The 18128-nt window shown below is 72.3% G+C and carries 13 protein-coding genes and 1 pseudogene; 13 read left to right on the forward strand and 1 reads right to left on the reverse strand.

Annotation, left to right across the window (positions count from 1 at the left end; genetic code table 11):
• Positions 1-103: 103 nt before the first annotated feature.
• Positions 104-1693, reverse strand: coding sequence for a phospholipase D family protein (locus DEI88_RS01150; protein ID WP_111027500.1), 1590 nt, complete (start codon positions 1691-1693; stop codon positions 104-106).
• A gap of 162 nt (positions 1694-1855) precedes the next feature.
• Here DEI88_RS01150 and DEI88_RS01155 point away from each other — a divergent pair, with 162 nt between their 5' ends.
• The 13 genes and pseudogenes from DEI88_RS01155 (at position 1856) to DEI88_RS01215 (ending at position 18081) form a co-directional block, all read left to right on the forward strand.
• Positions 1856-4255, forward strand: a complete 2400-nt coding sequence (locus tag DEI88_RS01155; protein WP_111072164.1) for an alpha-galactosidase — start codon at positions 1856-1858, stop codon at positions 4253-4255.
• A 144-nt stretch (positions 4256-4399) separates the two neighbouring features.
• Entirely contained in the window at positions 4400-5911 is a 1512-nt protein-coding gene (gene arfA / locus DEI88_RS01160) for an arabinosylfuranosidase ArfA (protein WP_111012083.1), read from the forward strand.
• Between the two features lie 78 nt (positions 5912-5989).
• Positions 5990-7003, forward strand: coding sequence for a LacI family DNA-binding transcriptional regulator (locus DEI88_RS01165; RefSeq protein WP_258375087.1), 1014 nt, complete (start codon positions 5990-5992; stop codon positions 7001-7003).
• 106 nt (positions 7004-7109) lie between these two features.
• Positions 7110-8795 carry a xylulokinase gene (locus DEI88_RS01170; RefSeq protein WP_111072210.1) on the forward strand — a complete coding sequence of 562 codons (1686 nt, stop codon included), beginning with the start codon at positions 7110-7112 and terminating at the stop codon, positions 8793-8795.
• Positions 8792-9523: an L-ribulose-5-phosphate 4-epimerase gene (locus DEI88_RS01175; protein ID WP_111012084.1), complete on the forward strand. Its 732-nt coding sequence runs from the start codon at positions 8792-8794 to the stop codon at positions 9521-9523. The genes DEI88_RS01170 and DEI88_RS01175 overlap by 4 nt, the downstream gene beginning before the upstream one ends.
• Positions 9520-11031, forward strand: coding sequence for an L-arabinose isomerase (gene araA / locus DEI88_RS01180; protein WP_111049939.1), 1512 nt, complete (start codon positions 9520-9522; stop codon positions 11029-11031). The genes DEI88_RS01175 and araA overlap by 4 nt, the downstream gene beginning before the upstream one ends.
• Before the next feature lie 432 nt (positions 11032-11463).
• Positions 11464-12135: a LysM peptidoglycan-binding domain-containing protein gene (locus DEI88_RS01185; RefSeq protein ID WP_111027523.1), complete on the forward strand. Its 672-nt coding sequence runs from the start codon at positions 11464-11466 to the stop codon at positions 12133-12135.
• A gap of 258 nt (positions 12136-12393) precedes the next feature.
• Positions 12394-12984 (forward strand): annotated as a pseudogene (locus tag DEI88_RS01190) (molybdopterin-dependent oxidoreductase); the annotation flags it as partial.
• Between the two features lie 113 nt (positions 12985-13097).
• Positions 13098-13817, forward strand: a complete 720-nt coding sequence (locus DEI88_RS01195; protein ID WP_220038161.1) for an FAD-binding oxidoreductase — start codon at positions 13098-13100, stop codon at positions 13815-13817.
• A complete protein-coding gene (locus DEI88_RS01200; protein WP_111072167.1) occupies positions 13814-14113 on the forward strand; it encodes a DUF6510 family protein in 300 nt (99 codons plus the stop codon). Before DEI88_RS01195 ends, DEI88_RS01200 begins: the two co-directional genes overlap by 4 nt.
• Before the next feature lie 88 nt (positions 14114-14201).
• Complete coding sequence (locus DEI88_RS01205) at positions 14202-14996, forward strand: HAD family hydrolase (RefSeq protein ID WP_111072168.1); 795 nt, start codon at positions 14202-14204, stop codon at positions 14994-14996.
• A complete protein-coding gene (locus DEI88_RS01210) occupies positions 14993-17500 on the forward strand; it encodes a glycoside hydrolase family 65 protein (RefSeq protein WP_111072169.1) in 2508 nt (835 codons plus the stop codon). Before DEI88_RS01205 ends, DEI88_RS01210 begins: the two co-directional genes overlap by 4 nt.
• Positions 17497-18081 carry a DUF1697 domain-containing protein gene (locus tag DEI88_RS01215; protein WP_111072170.1) on the forward strand — a complete coding sequence of 195 codons (585 nt, stop codon included), beginning with the start codon at positions 17497-17499 and terminating at the stop codon, positions 18079-18081. The genes DEI88_RS01210 and DEI88_RS01215 overlap by 4 nt, the downstream gene beginning before the upstream one ends.
• The last annotated feature ends 47 nt before the right edge of the window (positions 18082-18128 follow it).

Below are 18128 nucleotides of genomic sequence, written 5' to 3' on the forward strand. Positions count from 1 at the left end.
CGTCGGAAGCAGGCGGAGGGGGCCGAGGGGGAGGGGGACGAAGAGGCGGTGGCAGGCGGAGGGGCGGTGGCCGGCGGCGGGGACGGTGCGGGAGCCTGACCGGTCAGAACCGCGTGGTGCCCCGCAGCCGCCGCGGCCGCCCGTCCGGGTCCACCGCCAGCCGCGCGACCGCTCCGGCCCAGAGCCGCTGGACCGCCGAGATCGGCTCGGGCGTGTGCTGCCGGACGTGTCCGACCGGCCGCGGTCCGGGCTCGCCGTCCTCGTGCCAGTGGTCGAGGGCACGAGCGGTGGCCTTCCACAGCGCGAGTCCGCCGGTCAGGTCCTGGAGCCGGGGGTCGTCGGGCGTCGTCCCCAGGTGCTCCGCCCACAGCTGGAGGCGCAGGTCACGCGGCAAGGAGGAGTCCGGGCCGTCGTCTGGCCGCGCCGCTCCGTCGACCACGGCGCAGGTGAGCTCGCTGTCACTGGTCCAGGATCGGCGGTTGAAGTTGTCCGACCCGCACGTCATCCAGGTGTCGTCGACGATGCAGATCTTGGCGTGGATGTAGATCGGGGTTCCGGCGGTGTTCTCGAGGTCGAACACCCCCACCCGGTCCGGGGCGGTGCGCTGCAGGGCCCGCACGGCTCGGAGCTGCCCGATGCGGCTCGGTGGTCCGGCGAGGGGACCGTCGGAGTCGGGGTAGCGCGGCACGACGACGATGACGTGCAGGTCCGGGTTCCGCTCGAGCGCGTCCGCGATGCCGGTGGCGACCTCGGTGGACCACAGGTACTGGTCCTCGATGTAGATGAGTCGCCGCGCCCGCTCGAACGCCTTCGTGTACGCCCGGGCGACGCTCCGCTCGCCGGCGGGGGCGAACGGGAACGCCGGGCGCTTCACTCCGTAGGTGCGGAGGAGCTGGACCGCGTGCGTGCCGGCGGGCGGCGGCGGGGGTGCGGTCTCCGGCAGCGGCTCGGGGTGCCGCGGCATCCGTGCGAGGCGCTGCAGGAGCATCCGGTAGGGGTCCCGGTGGTCGAGCGGGTGCGGATCGTCCCACCGCTCGGCGAACACGGCGAGGACGTCGGCCACGACCGGTCCGTGGAGTTCGAGGGCGGCGTCGTGCCACGGCGGTCGGTCGCCGTAGCGGGGGTCCATCGAGAGCGCCTGCGGGTCACCGGCGTGGTCGGCGTCGTCCCGCCGGCTGTGGCAGAGGTCGATCCCGCCGACGAACGCGACGTCGCGCGCCGGGTCGTCGCGGTGCCGGATGACGAAGAACTTCTGGTGGTGCGAGCCGAACACCCGCACGCGCTGGTCGAGGAGCACCTCGCCGCCGGCGTCGTTGACCTCGCGCCCCAGCAGCTCGTTCGACCTGCCGCTGATCGGCGAGGAGATCCGTTCGCCGTGCGATCGCCAGACCAGGCCGCGGACCTCGACACCGCCTCGGGCCAGGTCCGCGAGGAGTTCCCCGATCGTCGGCCCGTCGGGGAGCAGGCGCTCGTCCGCGTCGCCGCGCCAGTCCGTGAACCAGACCCGGTCGCCGGGCTCCAGCGCGGTGAGTTCCTCGTGCAGCCGGGCGAAGTACGGCGCGCCGTGCACGATCGGCACGACGAGGTTGCCCTCCGACCACGCCGGTTCGCCGTCGTGGTCGGCATGCACCGCGGTGGCCGTGTTGCCCCGCTCGCCGGCGCGCAGGAACCAGTGGCGGGCGTCCTCGTACACGGTGGGAACACTACGGGAGGCGCTCCCGGGCGTCCGGTGCGTGTGCACGAGGGCGTACCGCCGCGGGTCGTGTTGTGTGCACGAGGGCGTACCGCCGCGGGTCGTGTTGTGTGCGCACGGCCGGAGCCGGGATGCTGGCAGGGCGACGAGTCAGGAGTCCCGATGACGCACCTCCCGGTCCCCGATCAGGCCACCGCATCCTCCGTGCCGGACGCGGTGGTCCACCTGAGCAGCGGCGGGGTGAGCCTCGTGCTCGACGCGTCGTCCGGCCTCCTGCCCGCGGTCGTCCACTGGGGAGCCGCGCTCGGGTCGCTGACCGCGGACGACGTCGCGGCGCTGTCCGAGGCGGACGTCCCACCGGTCGGCGGGAACGCCGTCGACGAGCCGGTGCGCGTCGCCGTGCTGCCCGAGGGGTGGACGGGATGGACCGGGAGGCCCGGGATCAGCGGCCATCGGAGCGGCCGGGACTGGTCGCCGCGGTTCCGCACGACGGCGGTCCGCCTGGAGGCCCGGGGGCACGAGGGCGCGCTGGCCGACTTCCGGGAGGTCGGGGCCGGCACCGTCACCGTGACCGCGGCGGACGAGGTGGCCGGGCTCGGGCTCGTGGTCGTCGTCGAACTGCTCGAGAGCGGCCTCGTGCGGCTGCGAGCCGAGGTCGAGAACACGGGTGCGGAGGAGTACACGCTCGACGACGTCACGCTCGCGCTGCCCGTGCCGTCGCGAGCGCGCGAGGTCCTCGACTTCGGCGGACGGTGGGGCGCGGAGCGGACACCGCAGCGGACCGAACTCGTGACGGGCATCCACGAGCGGCAGGGCCGCAAGGGCCGAACCGGTGCCGACGCGGCGACGGTGTTGAGCGTCGGGACGCCCGGGTTCGGGTTCGCCGGCGGTGAGGTCTGGGGCGTGCACACCGCGTGGAGCGGGAACCACCGGCACGCGGCGGAGCGCGTGTTCAGCGGCGAGCAGGTGCTCGGCGGTGGGGAGCTCCTGCTGCCGGGCGAGGTCCGGCTCGGCCCCGGCGTGTCCTACCGCACGCCGTGGGTGTTCGGCGCGTACGGGGTCGGTCTCGACGACCAGGCGCGGCGGTTCCACCGGTTCCTGCGCTCGCGCCCCCGACACCCGCGGCGGGACCGCCCGGTGACGATCAACGTGTGGGAGGCCGTGTACTTCGACCACGACCTGGGACGGCTGACGGACCTGGCGGAGCGTGCTGCCGGGCTCGGGGTGGAGCGGTACGTGCTCGACGACGGGTGGTTCCGGGGCCGCCGGGACGACACCCGCGGGCTGGGCGACTGGGTGGTCGACGAGGACGTCTGGCCGGACGGGCTGCACCCGCTCGTGGACCGCGTGCGGGAGCTCGGCATGGAGTTCGGCCTGTGGTTCGAGCCCGAGATGGTGAACGAGGACAGCGACGTGGCCCGCGCGCATCCGGAGTGGCTCATGCAGACGGGGGCGCGCCTCCCGGTCCGGTCACGGAACCAGCAGGTGCTCGACCTGGCGATCCCCGAGGCGTACGAGCACGTGCTGGGGCAGATGACGGCCGTGCTCGAGGAGTACGCGATCGCGTACGTCAAGTGGGACCACAACCGGGACCTCGTCGACGCGGGGCGGTGGCCGGGCGGTGAACCGGCGGTGCACGAGCAGACCCGGGCGGCGTACCGGCTCATGGCCACGCTGAAGGAGCGGTTCCCGGGGCTCGAGATCGAGTCGTGCTCGTCCGGGGGCGGGCGGGTCGACCTCGGCGTCATCGAACACACGGACCGGGTCTGGGTCTCCGACTGCATCGACCCCCTCGAGCGCCAGCGGATGAACCGGTGGACGATGCAGCTCCTGCCGCCGGAACTGCTCGGGTCGCACGTGGCCTCGGGCGTGAACCACACGACGGGGCGGTGGCACGAGCTGTCGTTCCGCGCCGGGACCGCCCTGTTCGGCCACTTCGGGATCGAGTGGGACCTGGCGCGGGCGACGGAGCTCGAGCTCCGGGACCTCGGCGCGTGGATCGACCTGTACAAGCGGTACCGGGACCTCATGCACCGTGGGGAGCTCGTGCGGGTCGACCAGGTGGACCCGACGCTCAACGTGTACGGCGTGGTCGACCCCGCGCGGCGGGAGGCCCTGTTCTTCCTCGCCACGATCGGGCGGTCGGACGTGTCACCGCGGGGTCGCCTGACGTTGCCCGGCCTCGACCCGGCGACGCGCTACCGGATCACTCCCGTGCTCGTCGGCGACCCCGAGGCGGGGGTGCAGCCCGCATCGTGGTGGGGGCCGGTCGTCGCTGCTGCCGATCCCGCCACGGCATCCGCCTCGAACCGCGTCCTTCCTGACGAACCCCGCGATGACGCGGTTCGAACGGACGGAGGCGGTGCAACGCCCACGGGTGCCACGGGTGCCACGGGTGCCACGGGTGCCGCGGGTGCCACGGGGACCAGCGTCGGCGACGGGACGGTCCGTCGGTTCCGCGGGACGGTCCTCCCGGGCAGCGCGCTCGCGTCGGCGGGGCTGCAAGCGCCCCTGATGTACCCGGAGCGCGTGGTGCTGCTGCACGTGACGGCCGAGGACTGACCGCCCCGAGTCACCGGACGCGGTGCTGCCCAGCGGACGCGACGGCATCCCGCGGCACGGCGCGGATCGCGTTGTGTCACTCGGGCTTCCGCCGTACACTCGGAGCCACTACAACGTTGTAACCGCGAACGAAGGAACACCGCAATGCCGCGCGTCCACCTCTCCCTCGACCCTGCGTTCACCATCGGCCCGGTCCGGCGCCGTCTGTTCGGCGGGTTCGTCGAGCACCTCGGCCGCCACGTCTACGACGGCATCCACGAGCCGAACCACCCCACCGCCGACGAGCAGGGCTTCCGGCAGGACGTCATCGAGCTCGTCAAGGAGCTCGGGGTCACGACGATCCGGTACCCCGGCGGCAACTTCGTGTCGGGCTACAACTGGGAGGACGGCGTCGGCCCGGTCGACCAGCGTCCCCGCCGCCTCGACCTCGCGTGGCACGCCACCGAGACGAACCAGGTCGGGCTGCACGAGTTCTCGCACTGGCTCGACCAGGTCGGCAGCGACCTCATGCTCGCGGTGAACCTCGGCACGCGCGGCACGAAGGAGGCCATCGAGCTCCTCGAGTACACGAACGTCCCCGGTGGCACCACGCGCTCCGAGGAGCGCAAGGCGAACGGGCGGGAACGGCCCTTCGACGTCCGCATGTGGTGCCTCGGCAACGAGATGGACGGCCCGTGGCAGCTCGGCCACCGCAACGCCGTCGACTACGGCAAGCTCGCTTCGCGCACCGCCAAGGCGATGCGCCAGATCGACCCCGACATCGACCTCGTCGCGTGCGGGTCCTCGGGCCGTGGCATGCCCACGTTCGGCGCCTGGGAGCGCGAGGTCCTCGAGCAGACCTACGACGACGTCGACTACATCTCCTGCCACGCCTACTACGAGGAGAAGGACGGCGACCTCGTCAGCTTCCTCTCGTCCGGCATCGACATGGACCAGTTCATCCGCTCGGTCGTCGAGACCGCGGACCACGTCAAGGCCGCCCGGAAGTCGGACAAGACGATCGAGATCTCGTTCGACGAGTGGAACGTCTGGTACATCACCGACTGGGAGGCGCAGCAGAAGACGTACACGATCGACGAGTGGCCGATCGCCCCGCGGCAGCTCGAGGACATCTACTCGGTCGCCGACGCGGTCGCCTTCGGCGGCCTCATGATCACGCTGCTCAACCACGCCGACCGGGTCGCCTCGGCCAGCCTCGCGCAGCTCGTCAACGTCATCGCCCCGATCATGACCGAGCCGAACGGCCCGGCCTGGCGGCAGACGACGTTCTTCCCGTTCTCGCTCACGTCGCAGCTCGCCCAGGGCCAGGCGCTCAAGGTCGCGATCGACGGCGACACGATCGACACCCCGGTCTACGGTGCCGTCCCCGTGGTGGACGCCGCTGCGACGACCGACGGTGAGCGCACGTCGGTGTTCCTCATCAACCGGAGCACCGACGCGGCGACGACCGTCACGCTCGACCTCGGCCGGCTCGGCGCGAGTGCGACCGGCTCGGTCAGCGCCCAGGGCATCTGGGACGACGACGTCTACGCCAAGAACACGCTCGAGGACACCGAGCGCGTCGGCCTGCGGACGAACGACACCGCGACGTTCGAGGACGGCACGCTCACGATCGAGCTGCCGGCGACGTCGTGGACGGCGGTGACCATCGGCTGAGCCGACCTGGCGGGGTGCGGGTCGGTCCCGCAGCCGGCCAGGGCTCGGTCGCCGATGCCGGAACGGTACGGTGCAGACGTGACAGCAACCCCGGAGCGGAGCGTGACGCGCTCGCCGACGATCTTCGACGTCGCCGAGCGCGCCGGGGTCTCCCACCAGACGGTGTCCCGCGTCATCAACGGCGACGCGACGGTGCGGGCGCCGTTGCGCGAGCGCGTGACCGCGGCGATCGCCGAGCTCGGGTACCGACCCCGTGCCGCCGCCCGGGCCCTCGCGAGCCGGACGAGCCGCGCCCTCGGTGTCGTGTCCACGGGCGGGGCCCTGCACGGTCCCACGAGCACCGCGCTCGCGTTCAACCAGGCGGCCCGTCGTGCCGGGTACCACGTGCTCACCGCGACGCTCGACCGGGCGGAACCGGAGTCGATGCGCGACGCCGTCGAGACCCTCCTGGCGCAGGACGTCGTCGCGATCGTCCTCGTCGCCGCGGACTCCACCGCGACCGACGCCCTCGCCGCGCTCCCGGTGGCCCCGCCGGTCCCCGTCGTCATCGCGAACGGTCGCGCCGGCCAGGTCGCGGGGTGGACGGCGGTCGCGATCGACCAGGCTGCCGGCGCGGAACTCGCCGTGCGGCACCTGCTCGACCGGGGGCGGCGCCGGATCGCGCACCTCACAGGCCCGGAGGTCTCGCAGGAGGCCGTGGTCCGCCGCGACACGTACGAGCGACTCGTCCGCGAGGCCGGGTTCGAACCGCTCGTGCTGGCGGGTGACTGGACGCCCGAGAGCGGGTACGACGCCGGGCTCGCGCTCGACCGGGACACGGTCGACGCCGTGTTCTGCGGGAACGATCAGATGGCGCTCGGCGTGCTCCACGCGTTCGCCGACCGGGGTGTCCGCGTGCCCGAGGACGTCGCCCTCGTCGGCTTCGACGACATCCCCGAGGCGGCGCACTTCACCCCGCCGCTCACCACCGTGCGGCAGGACTTCGCATCGCTCGGCGAACGCGTGCTCGAGGCCGTCCTCGTCGTGCTCACCGGTGGTGCCGTGACCGACCGGACGGTCGAGCCGGAGCTCGTCGTGCGCACGTCGACGTAGCCCGCACCCCCGGTCCTGACCGGCCCACCCACCCGATCCGTGCCTCCCGGCCTTGCCGAAGTGAGCGCTCACATGGCACGATCACACCATGACGAAGGAGTCGCCCATGCCCGATGACGACCAGGCGCGCCAGCGCCACGCCGACGACGTCAGCGAGGGTCGCGCGACCCTCGGGATCGAGCTCGGCTCCACCCGCATCAAGGCGACCCTCGTCGGCGCCGACCTGCTGCCGATCGCATCGGGCAGCCACGAGTGGGAGAACGAGTTCGTCGACGGCCGGTGGACGTACCCGCTCGACGCCGTCTGGTCGGGCCTCCAGGCCTGCTACGCGGACCTCGTGTCCGACGTCCAGGACCGGTTCGGGGTGCGCCCCACGCGCTTCCGGGCCATCGGCGTGTCCGCGATGATGCACGGCTACCTGGCGTTCGACGCGGACGACGAACTGCTCGTCCCGTTCCGGACCTGGCGCAACACCTCGACCGGCGCGGCGTCAGCCGACCTGACCGAGGCGCTCCAGTTCAACATCCCGCTCCGTTGGTCCGTCGCCCACCTGTACCAGGCGGTCCTCGACGACGAACCGCACGTCGCCGACATCGCGTCGCTGACGACGCTCGCCGGGTACGTGCACTGGAAGCTCACGGGGCGTCGGGTGCTCGGCGTGGGGGACGCGTCGGGCGTGTTCCCGATCGACCCCGCCACCGGCACCTACGACGCCGGCATGCTCGCCACGGTCCAGGAGCGCGTCGGACGGCGGGCCGCGCACCTCGACCTCGCGGCCGTGCTCCCCGAGGTGCTCCCCGCCGGACGAGAGGCGGGGCACCTGACCGCGGACGGCGCACGACTGCTGGACCCGACCGGCTCGCTGCAGGACGGCATCCCGCTCTGCCCGCCCGAGGGGGACGCGGGTACCGGCATGGTGGCCACGAACGCGGTCGCGCCGCGCACCGGGAACGTGAGCGTCGGCACGAGCATCTTCGCCATGGTCGTGCTCGAGGAACCCCTCACCGCCGCGCACCACGAGCTCGACGTCGTGACGACGCCGTCCGGTGACGCCGTCGCGATGGTGCACTGCAACAACGGCGCGAGCGAGCTCGCCGCCTGGGCGCGGGTGTTCGGCCGCTTCGCCGAGGTCACCGGGTCGCCGGTCGAGCCGGACCGGGTGTACGCGGCGCTGCTCGCGGAGGCCCTGGACGCGGACCCCGACGCCGGTGGCCTGCTGTCCTCGAACTACCTGTCCGGCGAGCCGGTGACGGGCGTCGAGGAGGGGCGACCGCTCCTCGTCCGCAGTCCCGCGGGTCGGTTCACGCTCGGCAACCTCATCCGGGCCGAGGTGGACGCGGCGTTCGCGACCCTCCGTATCGGCATGGACGTCCTGGCGGGCGAGGGAGTCGCGGTCGACCAGCTGCTCGCCCACGGGGGCCTGTTCCGGACGCGCGGGCCGGCCCAGCAGTTGCTGGCCGCCGCGTTGCGGGTGCCGATCGCCGTCGGGGCGACCGCCGGTGAGGGCGGTCCGTGGGGCATGGCGGTCCTGGCCGCGTACCTCGAGGCCGCCGACGAGCGGTCCCTGGCCGAGTACCTGGCCACCGAGGTCTTCGATGGCGACACGGTCGACGTCGTGCAGCCGGCGGCCGAGGACGTCGCGGGCTTCGCCACGTTCCTCGAGCGGTACCGGGCCGGCCTGGCCCTGCAGCCGGTCGCGGTCGCGGCCACACCGGCCGGCACGAGTGACGGCGACGCCGCCGGCGACGCCGTCGCGATCGGCGACACCCCGAACGAAGGAGCAACCCCATGACCGAGGACACCCCCGTGTCCGGCGACGCCGTGTCCGACGACGTCCGTGCCGCCGTGCAGGCGACCCGCGAGAAGGTCGCCGCCCTGCACAGCGAGCTGACCCGGAACGGACTCGTCGTCTGGACGGGCGGCAACGTGTCGGAGCGCGTGCCCGGCGCCGACCTGTTCGTCATCAAGCCGTCCGGCCTGACGTACGACGAGCTCCGTCCCGAGAACCAGATCGTCTGCACCCTCGACGGCGTGCCCGCCGACGGTTGGGGCAACGAGCACGGTCCGTCGAGCGACACCGCCGCGCACGCCTACGTGTACCGCCAGATGCCGAGCGTCGGCGGCGTCGTGCACACCCACTCGACCTACGCCACCGCGTGGGCCGCGCGGGGCGAGGAGATCCCGTGCGTCATCACCGCGATGGCGGACGAGTTCGGCGGGCCCATCCCGATCGGTCCGTTCGCGATCATCGGTGACGACTCGATCGGCCGCGGCATCGTCGCGACGCTCGAGGGGCACCGCTCGCGCGCCGTGCTCATGCAGAACCACGGGGTGTTCACCATCGGCAAGGACGGCCGCGACGCGGTCAAGGCGGCCGTCATGGCCGAGGACGTCGCCCGCACCGTGCACATCAGCCGGCAGCTCGGCGACCCGCTGCCGATCGACCCCGCCGACATCGACCGGTTGTTCGACCGGTACCAGAACGTCTACGGACAGGAACCCAAGGGAGCGATGCAATGACGCAGATCGACAGCGGACTCGACGGATACCAGATCTGGTTCCTGACGGGGAGCCAGGGGCTCTACGGCGAGGAGACCCTCCGCCAGGTCGCGGAGCAGTCGCAGGCGGTGCACGCGCAGCTCGCGGCGCAGGTGCCCGTCGAGCTCGTGTGGAAGCCGGTGCTCACCGACCCGGACTCGATCCGCCGCGCCCTCATCGAGGCGAGCGCGGACGACCGCGTCATCGGGGTCACGACGTGGATGCACACGTTCAGCCCGGCGAAGATGTGGATCGGCGGGCTCGGTGCGCTCACGAAGCCGTTGCTGCACCTGCACACACAGGCGAACGTCGAGCTGCCCTGGGGCGAGATCGACTTCGACTTCATGAACCTCAACCAGGCCGCGCACGGCGACCGCGAGTTCGGCTACGCGCTGGCCCGCATGGGGGTCGCGCACGCCACGACGATCGGCCACGTGTCGGATCCGCGCGTCGTGGCCGAGGTCTCGGCCTGGGCCCGTGCGGCCGCCGCCTGGGCCGCTGTCCGGTCGCTCAAGCTCGCGCGCTTCGGTGACAACATGCGGTACGTCGCCGTCACCGAGGGTGACAAGACCGAGGCCGAGATCGCGCTCGGCGTCCAGGTGAACACCTGGGCCGTCAACGAGCTCGCCGACGCGGTCGCCGACGTCGACGACACCGACGTCGACGCCCTCGTGGCCTCGTACGAGGAGGAGTACGAGGTCGTCGCCGAGCTCCGTCGCGGTGGCGAGCGCCACCAGTCCCTCCGTGACGGTGCCGCCATCGAGCTCGGGCTCCGCTCGTTCCTCGAGGCCGGTGGGTTCGGTGCGTTCACGACGAACTTCGAGGACCTCGGCGCGCTCAAGCAGCTGCCGGGCCTCGCGGTGCAGCGGCTCATGGCCGACGGCTACGGGTTCGGTGCCGAGGGCGACTGGAAGACCGCCGTGCTCGTCCGCGCGATGAACGTCGCAGGGGCCGGGCTCCCCGGCGGCGCCTCGCTCATGGAGGACTACACGTACGAGCTCACGCCGGGTCGCGAGAAGATCCTCGGCGCGCACATGCTCGAGGTCTCGCCGACGTTGACGGCCGCACGCCCGACGCTCGAGATCCACCCGCTCGGCATCGGCGGCAAGGACGACCCCGTGCGCCTCGTGTTCACGGCCGACCCGGGTGAGGCCGTCGTCGTCGCGATGTCCGACGTCCGCGACGGCTTCCGCCTGACGGCCAACGTCGTCGACGTCGTCGAGCCCGACGCGCCGCTGCCGCACCTGCCCGTCGGCCGCGCCGTCTGGGAGCCCCGGCCGTCGTTCCCCGTCGCCGCCGAGGCCTGGCTCGCCGCGGGTGCCGCCCACCACACCGTCATGACGAACGCGGTCGGGCTCGACGTCGTGGAGCGCTTCGCGACGATGGCCGGGACCGAGTTCGTGGTGATCGACGAGCACACCACGATCCGCGAGTTCCGGCAGGAGCTCAAGGTGCAGCAGGTGTGGCACCGCCTCGACCGGGGGTTCTGAGCCTCCCGCTCAGAACGCACGACACGCCGTGTGCACCGAGTGCACACGGCGTGTCGTGCACTCTGGGCAGGGTCGGCGTGACCCCCGGATGCGGGGTTCCCAGGTGATTCGGATGATCGCGGCGCCCACTGCCGCCGATCCGCGCGGTCATGGCGATCCCGGGGTGTCGTTCCGCTCAGGCTGCGCGCCCGACCGAGGGGTGGACCGATCGTTCCCGGTTGAGTCCGCGTCGAGCGGTACCTATCGTGGCCGAGGTCGTCCCGGGGGTGGGGAACGACGGTGGCCGCCCCTGGCGGTTGCACCAACGAGGCCGGACGCGCGCGAACAGCTGCCCCGCGACGGAACCCTCGACCTGACCGCAGATCGGCCGGGGTGGGCAGCGGTCGTCCGACGATCGTCGGCGTGCGCGGCCCCGTGAGGAAGCACCACACCATGAAGAAGTCCATCCGTACCCGCGCGCTCGTCAGCGGGCTCGCGTTCGCCGGCCTCGCCGTCACGGGCGTCGCCCTGGCGGCACCCGCCAACGCGGCCTCCGAGTCGACCTGGGACCAGATCGCCCAGTGTGAGAGCAGTGGCAACTGGGCCACCAACACCGGCAACGGCTACTCCGGCGGCCTCCAGTTCTCCCAGAGCACCTGGGCCGCCAACGGCGGGACCGGGACCCCGGCGTCCGCCAGCAAGTCGGAACAGATCGCGGTCGCGAACCGCGTGCTCGCGTCGCAGGGCTGGGGCGCCTGGCCGGCGTGCTCGTCCCGGCTCGGTCTGAGCGGCACCGAGGGCGCGTCCGCTCCCGCGGCGACCACCTCGACCGCTCCGTCGTCGACCACCTCCACCGCGCCGTCGGCCGCCTCGTCCACCGCGACGTCGAGCGCGGCGACCTCGAGCGCGCCCGTCGCGGCACCGTCCGCACCCGCGGCGCCGTCGATCCCGTCCGTGGCGACGAGCGGCAAGACGTACACCGTGCTCTCGGGCGACACGCTCAACACGATCGCCACGAAGCTCGGCGTGAGCGGCGGGTGGACGCGCCTCGCTGGTGCGAACACGCGCACCGTGACCGACGTCGACCTGATCTACCCGGGGCAGGTCCTGCAGCTCCCGGCCTGATCGCAGGCGCCGCTCGGTCCGCACCACGCGCGGACCGAGCGGGACACGACGGACGGGACCCGGGCGACCGGGTCCCGTCCGTCGTTCCGTTCGGCGTGGACACCGCCGTGTCGACGCCCTGTCCGGCTCGTCCTCCACATCGGCCGGTGCATGAACGCTGTCCACCATCTCGGCTCGGCACCTTGTCGGCGGGCGTGCTTCCCGGCCATCATCGGAGCACGCGCCGCGGGGTGCGCAGGAGCACGAGGAGGACGGGACATGGCGACCTTCACCAGGGGGTTCGGCGGGCGGCGGCGTGACGTGGACCCGCGGCTGCCACCGGGACAGACCACCGTGGCCGACTGGCCGGTGCTCTCGGCGAGCGGCACACCGATCATCGAGCCCGAGGAGTGGCAGTTCTCCGTCCGTACCGAGACCGGCGCAGTGCACGAGTGGTCGTGGGACGAGGTCCGGGCGCTCGGGATCGAGGACATCCGGACCGACATCCACTGCGTGACCCACTGGTCCAAGCTCGACATGGGGTGGCGGGGCGTCCCGCTCGACGCCGTCTTCGCCGACGTCGAGACCTCGTTCGACCACCTCATGGTCCACAGTTACGGCGGCTACACGACGAACCTGCCCCTGGCCGAGGTCCTCGACGGCAAGGCGTGGATCGCGTTCGAGGCCGAGGGCGAGCCCCTGTCGCCCGAACACGGCGGTCCGGCGCGGTTGCTCGTGCCGCATCTCTACTTCTGGAAGAGCGCCAAGTGGGTCCGCGGGATCACGATGCAGGCGAACGACGAGCCGGGCTTCTGGGAGAACGCGGGCTACCACCTGCACGGGGACCCGTGGAAGGAAGAGCGCTACTGGTTAGCGTCGACGTCGGAGCGACCGCATCGGCGCAGACGGTGTCGGCCACGACGGGTGCGCCCGCGGACCCGACCTCCCGTCCCGCGTCCGCACTCCCGCGCCCGGGGTGGCACGTGGCGCGTGTCGTCGCGGTCGCGTCCGAGACCCCGACGGCGCGGCGCATCGTGCTCGACGTCGCGGGCTGGCCCGGGAACGAGGCCGGTCAGCACCTCGACCTGCGCCTCACCGCCGAGGACGGCTACCAGGCGACGCGGTCCTACTCGATCGCCTCGCACGGGGCGAGCAGCCGGGTCGAGCTCGCGGTGGACCGGGTCGACGACGGCGAGGTCTCGCCCTTCCTGGTCGACGACGTCATGGTGGGCGACGAACTCGAGGTGCACGGACCGCTCGGCGGCTGGTTCGTCTGGCGGCCACCGACGGAACCGGAACCGCGCCCGGTCCAGCTCATCGCGGGCGGATCCGGCGTCGTCCCGCTCGTCGCGATGGTCCGTGCGCACGCGGAGGCCGGGGACCCCACGCCCTTCCGGTTGCTGTACGCGGTCCGCACGCCGGAGGACGTCTTCTTCCGTCCCGAACTGCGGGCGGCGCTCGACGCGGACGCTCCCTTCGCGCTGACGACGGTGTACTCGCGACGGACGCCCCCGGGCGACGACACCGCACCCGGCCGCCTGACGCGGGACCGCCTCGGTGCCGCGATCGTGCCGGCGGCTGCCCACCCGCGCATCTACGTCTGCGGCTCGACGCCGTTCGTCGAACAGGTCATCACGTGGCTCGGCGAGCTCGGGTACGACACCCGGGGCGTGCGGGCCGAGCGGTTCGGAGGCAGCGCATGACGACCCGACTCGACGGCAACGCGGCGGCCGGGGTCCTGGCCGACGTCTTCGGCACGGACACCACCACCGCACGGGTCCGATGCTCCGGCTGCGGGACGGTCGGGGTCGTCGCCACGGTGGTCGTCCTGGCCGATGCGGCGGGCACGGTCCTCCGCTGCCCCGAGTGCGACGACGTCCTCGCCACGGTGGTCGACGACGGCACCACGGCCTGGCTGTCCATGCCCGGGGTGAGCGCGATCGGCATCCCACGACCGGTGCCCCTGGGCAGCCGTGCACGGACCCGGCCCGGAGGCTGAGCGGACACGCCCTGGTCGGACTCCTACACTGGCCAGTCGCAGGAACCCCACCCCACCCCGCCACACCCCTCGGAAGGTCGATCGCCCGATGACCACCCCGTCCACACGCGTGCCCGGCAGACTCGCCGAGCAGCGTGCGCTCCTCTTCGACCTCGACGGCGTCCTGACGCCCACCGCGGACGTCCACATGCGCGCATGGTCACGGCTGTTCACGCCGTACCTCGAGCAGCACGGGGTCGCCCCGTACACCGAGCAGGACTACTACGCGTACATCGACGGCAAGCCGCGCTACGACGGCGTCCGGTCCCTGCTCGTCGCGCGGGGGATCCAGGTCCCCGAGGGCGACCCGTCCGACGGCCCGGACGCCGACACGGTCTGCGGTCTCGGCAACCGGAAGAACGCCGCGTTCAACGTTGAGCTCGAGGAGAACGGCGTCCTGCCGTACCCCGGCTCCGCGCGGTTCCTCGACGCCGCCATCGCTGCCGGGTACCTCGTCGCGGTCGTCTCGAGTTCCGCGAACGCCCGGTCGGTCCTGCGCACCGCGGGGATCCTCGACCGCTTCCCCGTGGTGGTGGACGGCACCGTCGCGATCGCCGACCACCTGGCCGGCAAGCCGGCCCCCGACACCTTCGTCGACGCGGCACACCGCCTCGGACTGACCCCGGCGTCGTGCGTCGTGTTCGAGGACGCCCTCGCCGGGGTCCAGGCCGGCCACGCCGGGGCCTTCGGACTCGTCGTCGGCGTCGATCGCGGTGCGGGCGCGGACGCCCTCCGCGCGCACGGCGCGGACGTCGTCGTGCCCGACCTCGCCGACCTCGTCGACGACCTGCCGGCTCCGGGCACCGTCACCCACCCCACGGACGCTCCCGGGAAGGACGCATGAACCCGATCACCGCGGATCCCCTCGACCGCACCCGCTACCCGATCGACGAGTGGGCGCTGGAAGAGGCCGAGTACGCCCCCGACGAGCAGGGCGTCGCCGAGACGCTGTTCGCGGTCGGCAACGGGTACCTCGGCCTCCGGGGGAACTTCGACGAGGGCCGGGGCGGGTACTCGTACGGCACCTACGTGAACGGGTTCCACGAGACCTGGCCGATCCGCCACGCGGAAGAGGCCTTCGGGTTCGCGAAGGTGGGACAGACCATCGTCAACGCACCCGACGCCAAGGTGATCCGGCTCTACGTCGACGACGAACCCCTGGTCCTCGCCGAGGCCGACATCCTCCGGTACACGCGACGGCTCGAGTTCCGTGACGGCTACCTGCTCCGTGAGACCGAGTGGAGCACGCCCTCGGGCAAGCGCGTGCTCATCCGCTCGCGCCGACTCGTGTCGTTCGCCGACCGGCACCTCGCGGTCGTCGACTACGAGGTCACGATGCTCGACCACGATGCCTCGGTGCTGCTGTCGAGCCAGATCCTCAACCGCCAGGACGTGCCCGACGAGTACCACGCGATGATGCAGACCGCGGCGCCGATGTTCGACCCGCGCAAGGCGGAGCAGTTCACGAACCGGGTCCTGCAACCGCGCTTCCGGCGGAACACGGGCGAGCGGTCGCTGCTCGGTTACCAGACGTCGAGCTCGGGCATGACCATCTGCGTGGGGGCCGAGCACCGGCTCGAGACCGACAACACCTGGGACCACACCGCGCAGATCGACGACGACCTCGCCAAGCACGTGTACCGGATCACGGCCAAGGCCGGACAGCCGATCCGCCTCGTCAAGACGATCACGTACCACACGTCGCGCGGGGTCCCCGCCCGGGAGCTCGCCGATCGCTGCGACCGGACGCTCGACCGTGCGGCCGAGACCTCCGTGGACGACATGTTCGCGCACCAGCGGGCGTGGATGGACGACTTCTGGGCCCGGAGCGACGTCGAGATCCCGCACGAGCCCGGCCTGCAGCAGGCGGTCCGGTGGAACCTGTTCCAGCTCGCGCAGGCCACCGCCCGCACCGATGGCCACGGCATCGCGGCGAAGGGCGTGAGCGGCTCCGGGTACGGCGGCCACTACTTCTGGGACACCGAGGTCTACGTGCTGCCGTTCCTCAGCTACACGGCACCGATCGTCGCCCGGAACGCCATGCGGTTCCGCTACAACATGCTCGACGCCGCCCGTGACCGCGCTCGCGAGCTGAACCAGCGCGGCGCCCTGTTCCCGTGGCGGACGATCAACGGTCAGGAGTCGAGCGCGTACTACGCGGCCGGCACCGCGCAGTACCACATCGACGCCGACATCGCCCACGCGCTCATGCAGTACGTCCGGGCGAGCGGTGACCGCGAGTTCCTCAAGCGTGGGGCGATCGACATCCTCGTCGAGACCGCGCGCTTGTGGGAGGACCTCGGCTTCTGGCGGCGGAACGGCGACCGGAAGTTCCACATCGACGGCGTGACGGGCCCGGACGAGTACACCACCGTCGTCGACGACAACATGTACACGAACGTCATGGCCCGCGCGAACCTGTGGTTCGCCGTGAACGCGTGCCGTGAACTCCGTGCCGACGACCCGGTCGAGTTCTCGCGCATGGTCCGTCGTACGGGTCTGGACGAGTCGGAGATCGCGGGCTGGGCCGCGGCGGCCGAGGCCATGGAGATCCCGTTCGACCCGCACCGGGGCATCCACCCGCAGGACGCCCAGTTCCTCGACAAGGAGCTCTGGGACCTCGAGAAGACGCCGGAGTCGAAGCGCCCGCTCCTGCTCCACTACCACCCGCTCGTGATCTACCGGTTCCAGGTGCTCAAGCAGGCGGACGTCGTGCTCGCGCTGTTCCTGCAGGGCCACGAGTTCACGCCCGCCGAGAAGCGCCGCGACTTCGAGTACTACGACGCACTGACCACGGGTGACTCCACGCTGTCGGCGGTCGTCCAGTCGATCATCGCGGCCGAGGTCGGGTACCACGAGCTCGCGGAGCAGTACTTCCTCACCTCGCTGTTCGTCGACCTCGCCGACCTGCACGGCAACACGTCCGACGGCGTCCACGTCGCCTCGACGGGCGGCGTCTGGGGTGCCCTCGTCAACGGCTTCGGCGGCATGCGCGACCACGGCGGCCGACTGACGTTCAACCCGCGGCTCCCGAAGACATGGCCCGGCCTGACCTTCCGGCTCACCGTGCAGGGGAACCGGATGCGCGTCGAGCTCGAACCGGATCGCATGACCTTCACGATCGAGTACGGCACCGAGGTCACGGTGTGGGTGCACAACGAGGAGTTCCTCGTCTCGGCGGACCACCCGCTCGTCGTCGAGCTCGGGCACCAGGGGCCGCGGCTCGAGGCGCACGCGCCGACGACGAGCGACATCCAGGGCACGCTCCGTGCCGACGGATCGGTGATCACCGCGTCCATCCCGACGATCTCGCTCGAGCGTGACGAGGTGGAGGCGCAGCCGTCGTGAGTGCACGCCGGGTCGCCGCCGACGCGGACGTCGGCACCCGCTGGGTGGCCCTGCTCCGCGGCGTGAACGTGGGCGGGGTCACCGTCCGGAACCCCGAACTCACCGCGGTCGTCGAGGGGATCGGCGGCACCGACGTCCGACCGGTGCTCGCGAGCGGCAACGTGGTGTTCACGGCCCCGGCGCCCGACGCCGGACCGGAGCACGCGGTCGCGCAGGACGCTGCGGAGGCGACCCTGCGGGACCGGCTCGAGCGGGGCCTCCAGGACCGGTTCGGCCGCCCGGTGCCCGTGGTGCTCGTGCGACAGGACCGGCTGGCGGCGCTCGTCGACGCGTTCCCGTTCCCGGTCGACGCGGCGACGCACGCGTACGTCGTGTTCTCGTCGGACCAGGACGCCCTCGAGGCCCTCGTCGCCGACCCGGTGGACCCGCCGGACCGAGTGGCCGTCGGCGACGGCGTCGTCTACTGGGCGTGCCCGAAGGGGTCGAGCACCGACACCCCGTTCGCCAAGCGTGCGGCCACGTCGCGGTTCCGCGCGACGACGACGACCCGGAACGTGAACACGCTCCGTCGCATGGCGTGACCGCGGCACCATGCGTCAGGGAAACGCGCCGGGGGACACCGCCCCGG

The organism is Curtobacterium sp. MCBD17_003 (assembly GCF_003234885.2).
Classification (GTDB): domain Bacteria; phylum Actinomycetota; class Actinomycetes; order Actinomycetales; family Microbacteriaceae; genus Curtobacterium.

Coding starts and splice junctions, on each gene's coding strand:
- DEI88_RS01155 (WP_111072164.1), top strand. CDS start 1,856: ATGACGCACCTCCCGGTCCCCGATCAGGCCACCGCATCCTCCGTGCCG.
- arfA (WP_111012083.1), top strand. CDS start 4,400: ATGCCGCGCGTCCACCTCTCCCTCGACCCTGCGTTCACCATCGGCCCG.
- DEI88_RS01170 (WP_111072210.1), top strand. CDS start 7,110: ATGCCCGATGACGACCAGGCGCGCCAGCGCCACGCCGACGACGTCAGC.
- DEI88_RS01175 (WP_111012084.1), top strand. CDS start 8,792: ATGACCGAGGACACCCCCGTGTCCGGCGACGCCGTGTCCGACGACGTC.
- araA (WP_111049939.1), top strand. CDS start 9,520: ATGACGCAGATCGACAGCGGACTCGACGGATACCAGATCTGGTTCCTG.
- DEI88_RS01185 (WP_111027523.1), top strand. CDS start 11,464: ATGAAGAAGTCCATCCGTACCCGCGCGCTCGTCAGCGGGCTCGCGTTC.
- DEI88_RS01200 (WP_111072167.1), top strand. CDS start 13,814: ATGACGACCCGACTCGACGGCAACGCGGCGGCCGGGGTCCTGGCCGAC.
- DEI88_RS01205 (WP_111072168.1), top strand. CDS start 14,202: ATGACCACCCCGTCCACACGCGTGCCCGGCAGACTCGCCGAGCAGCGT.
- DEI88_RS01210 (WP_111072169.1), top strand. CDS start 14,993: ATGAACCCGATCACCGCGGATCCCCTCGACCGCACCCGCTACCCGATC.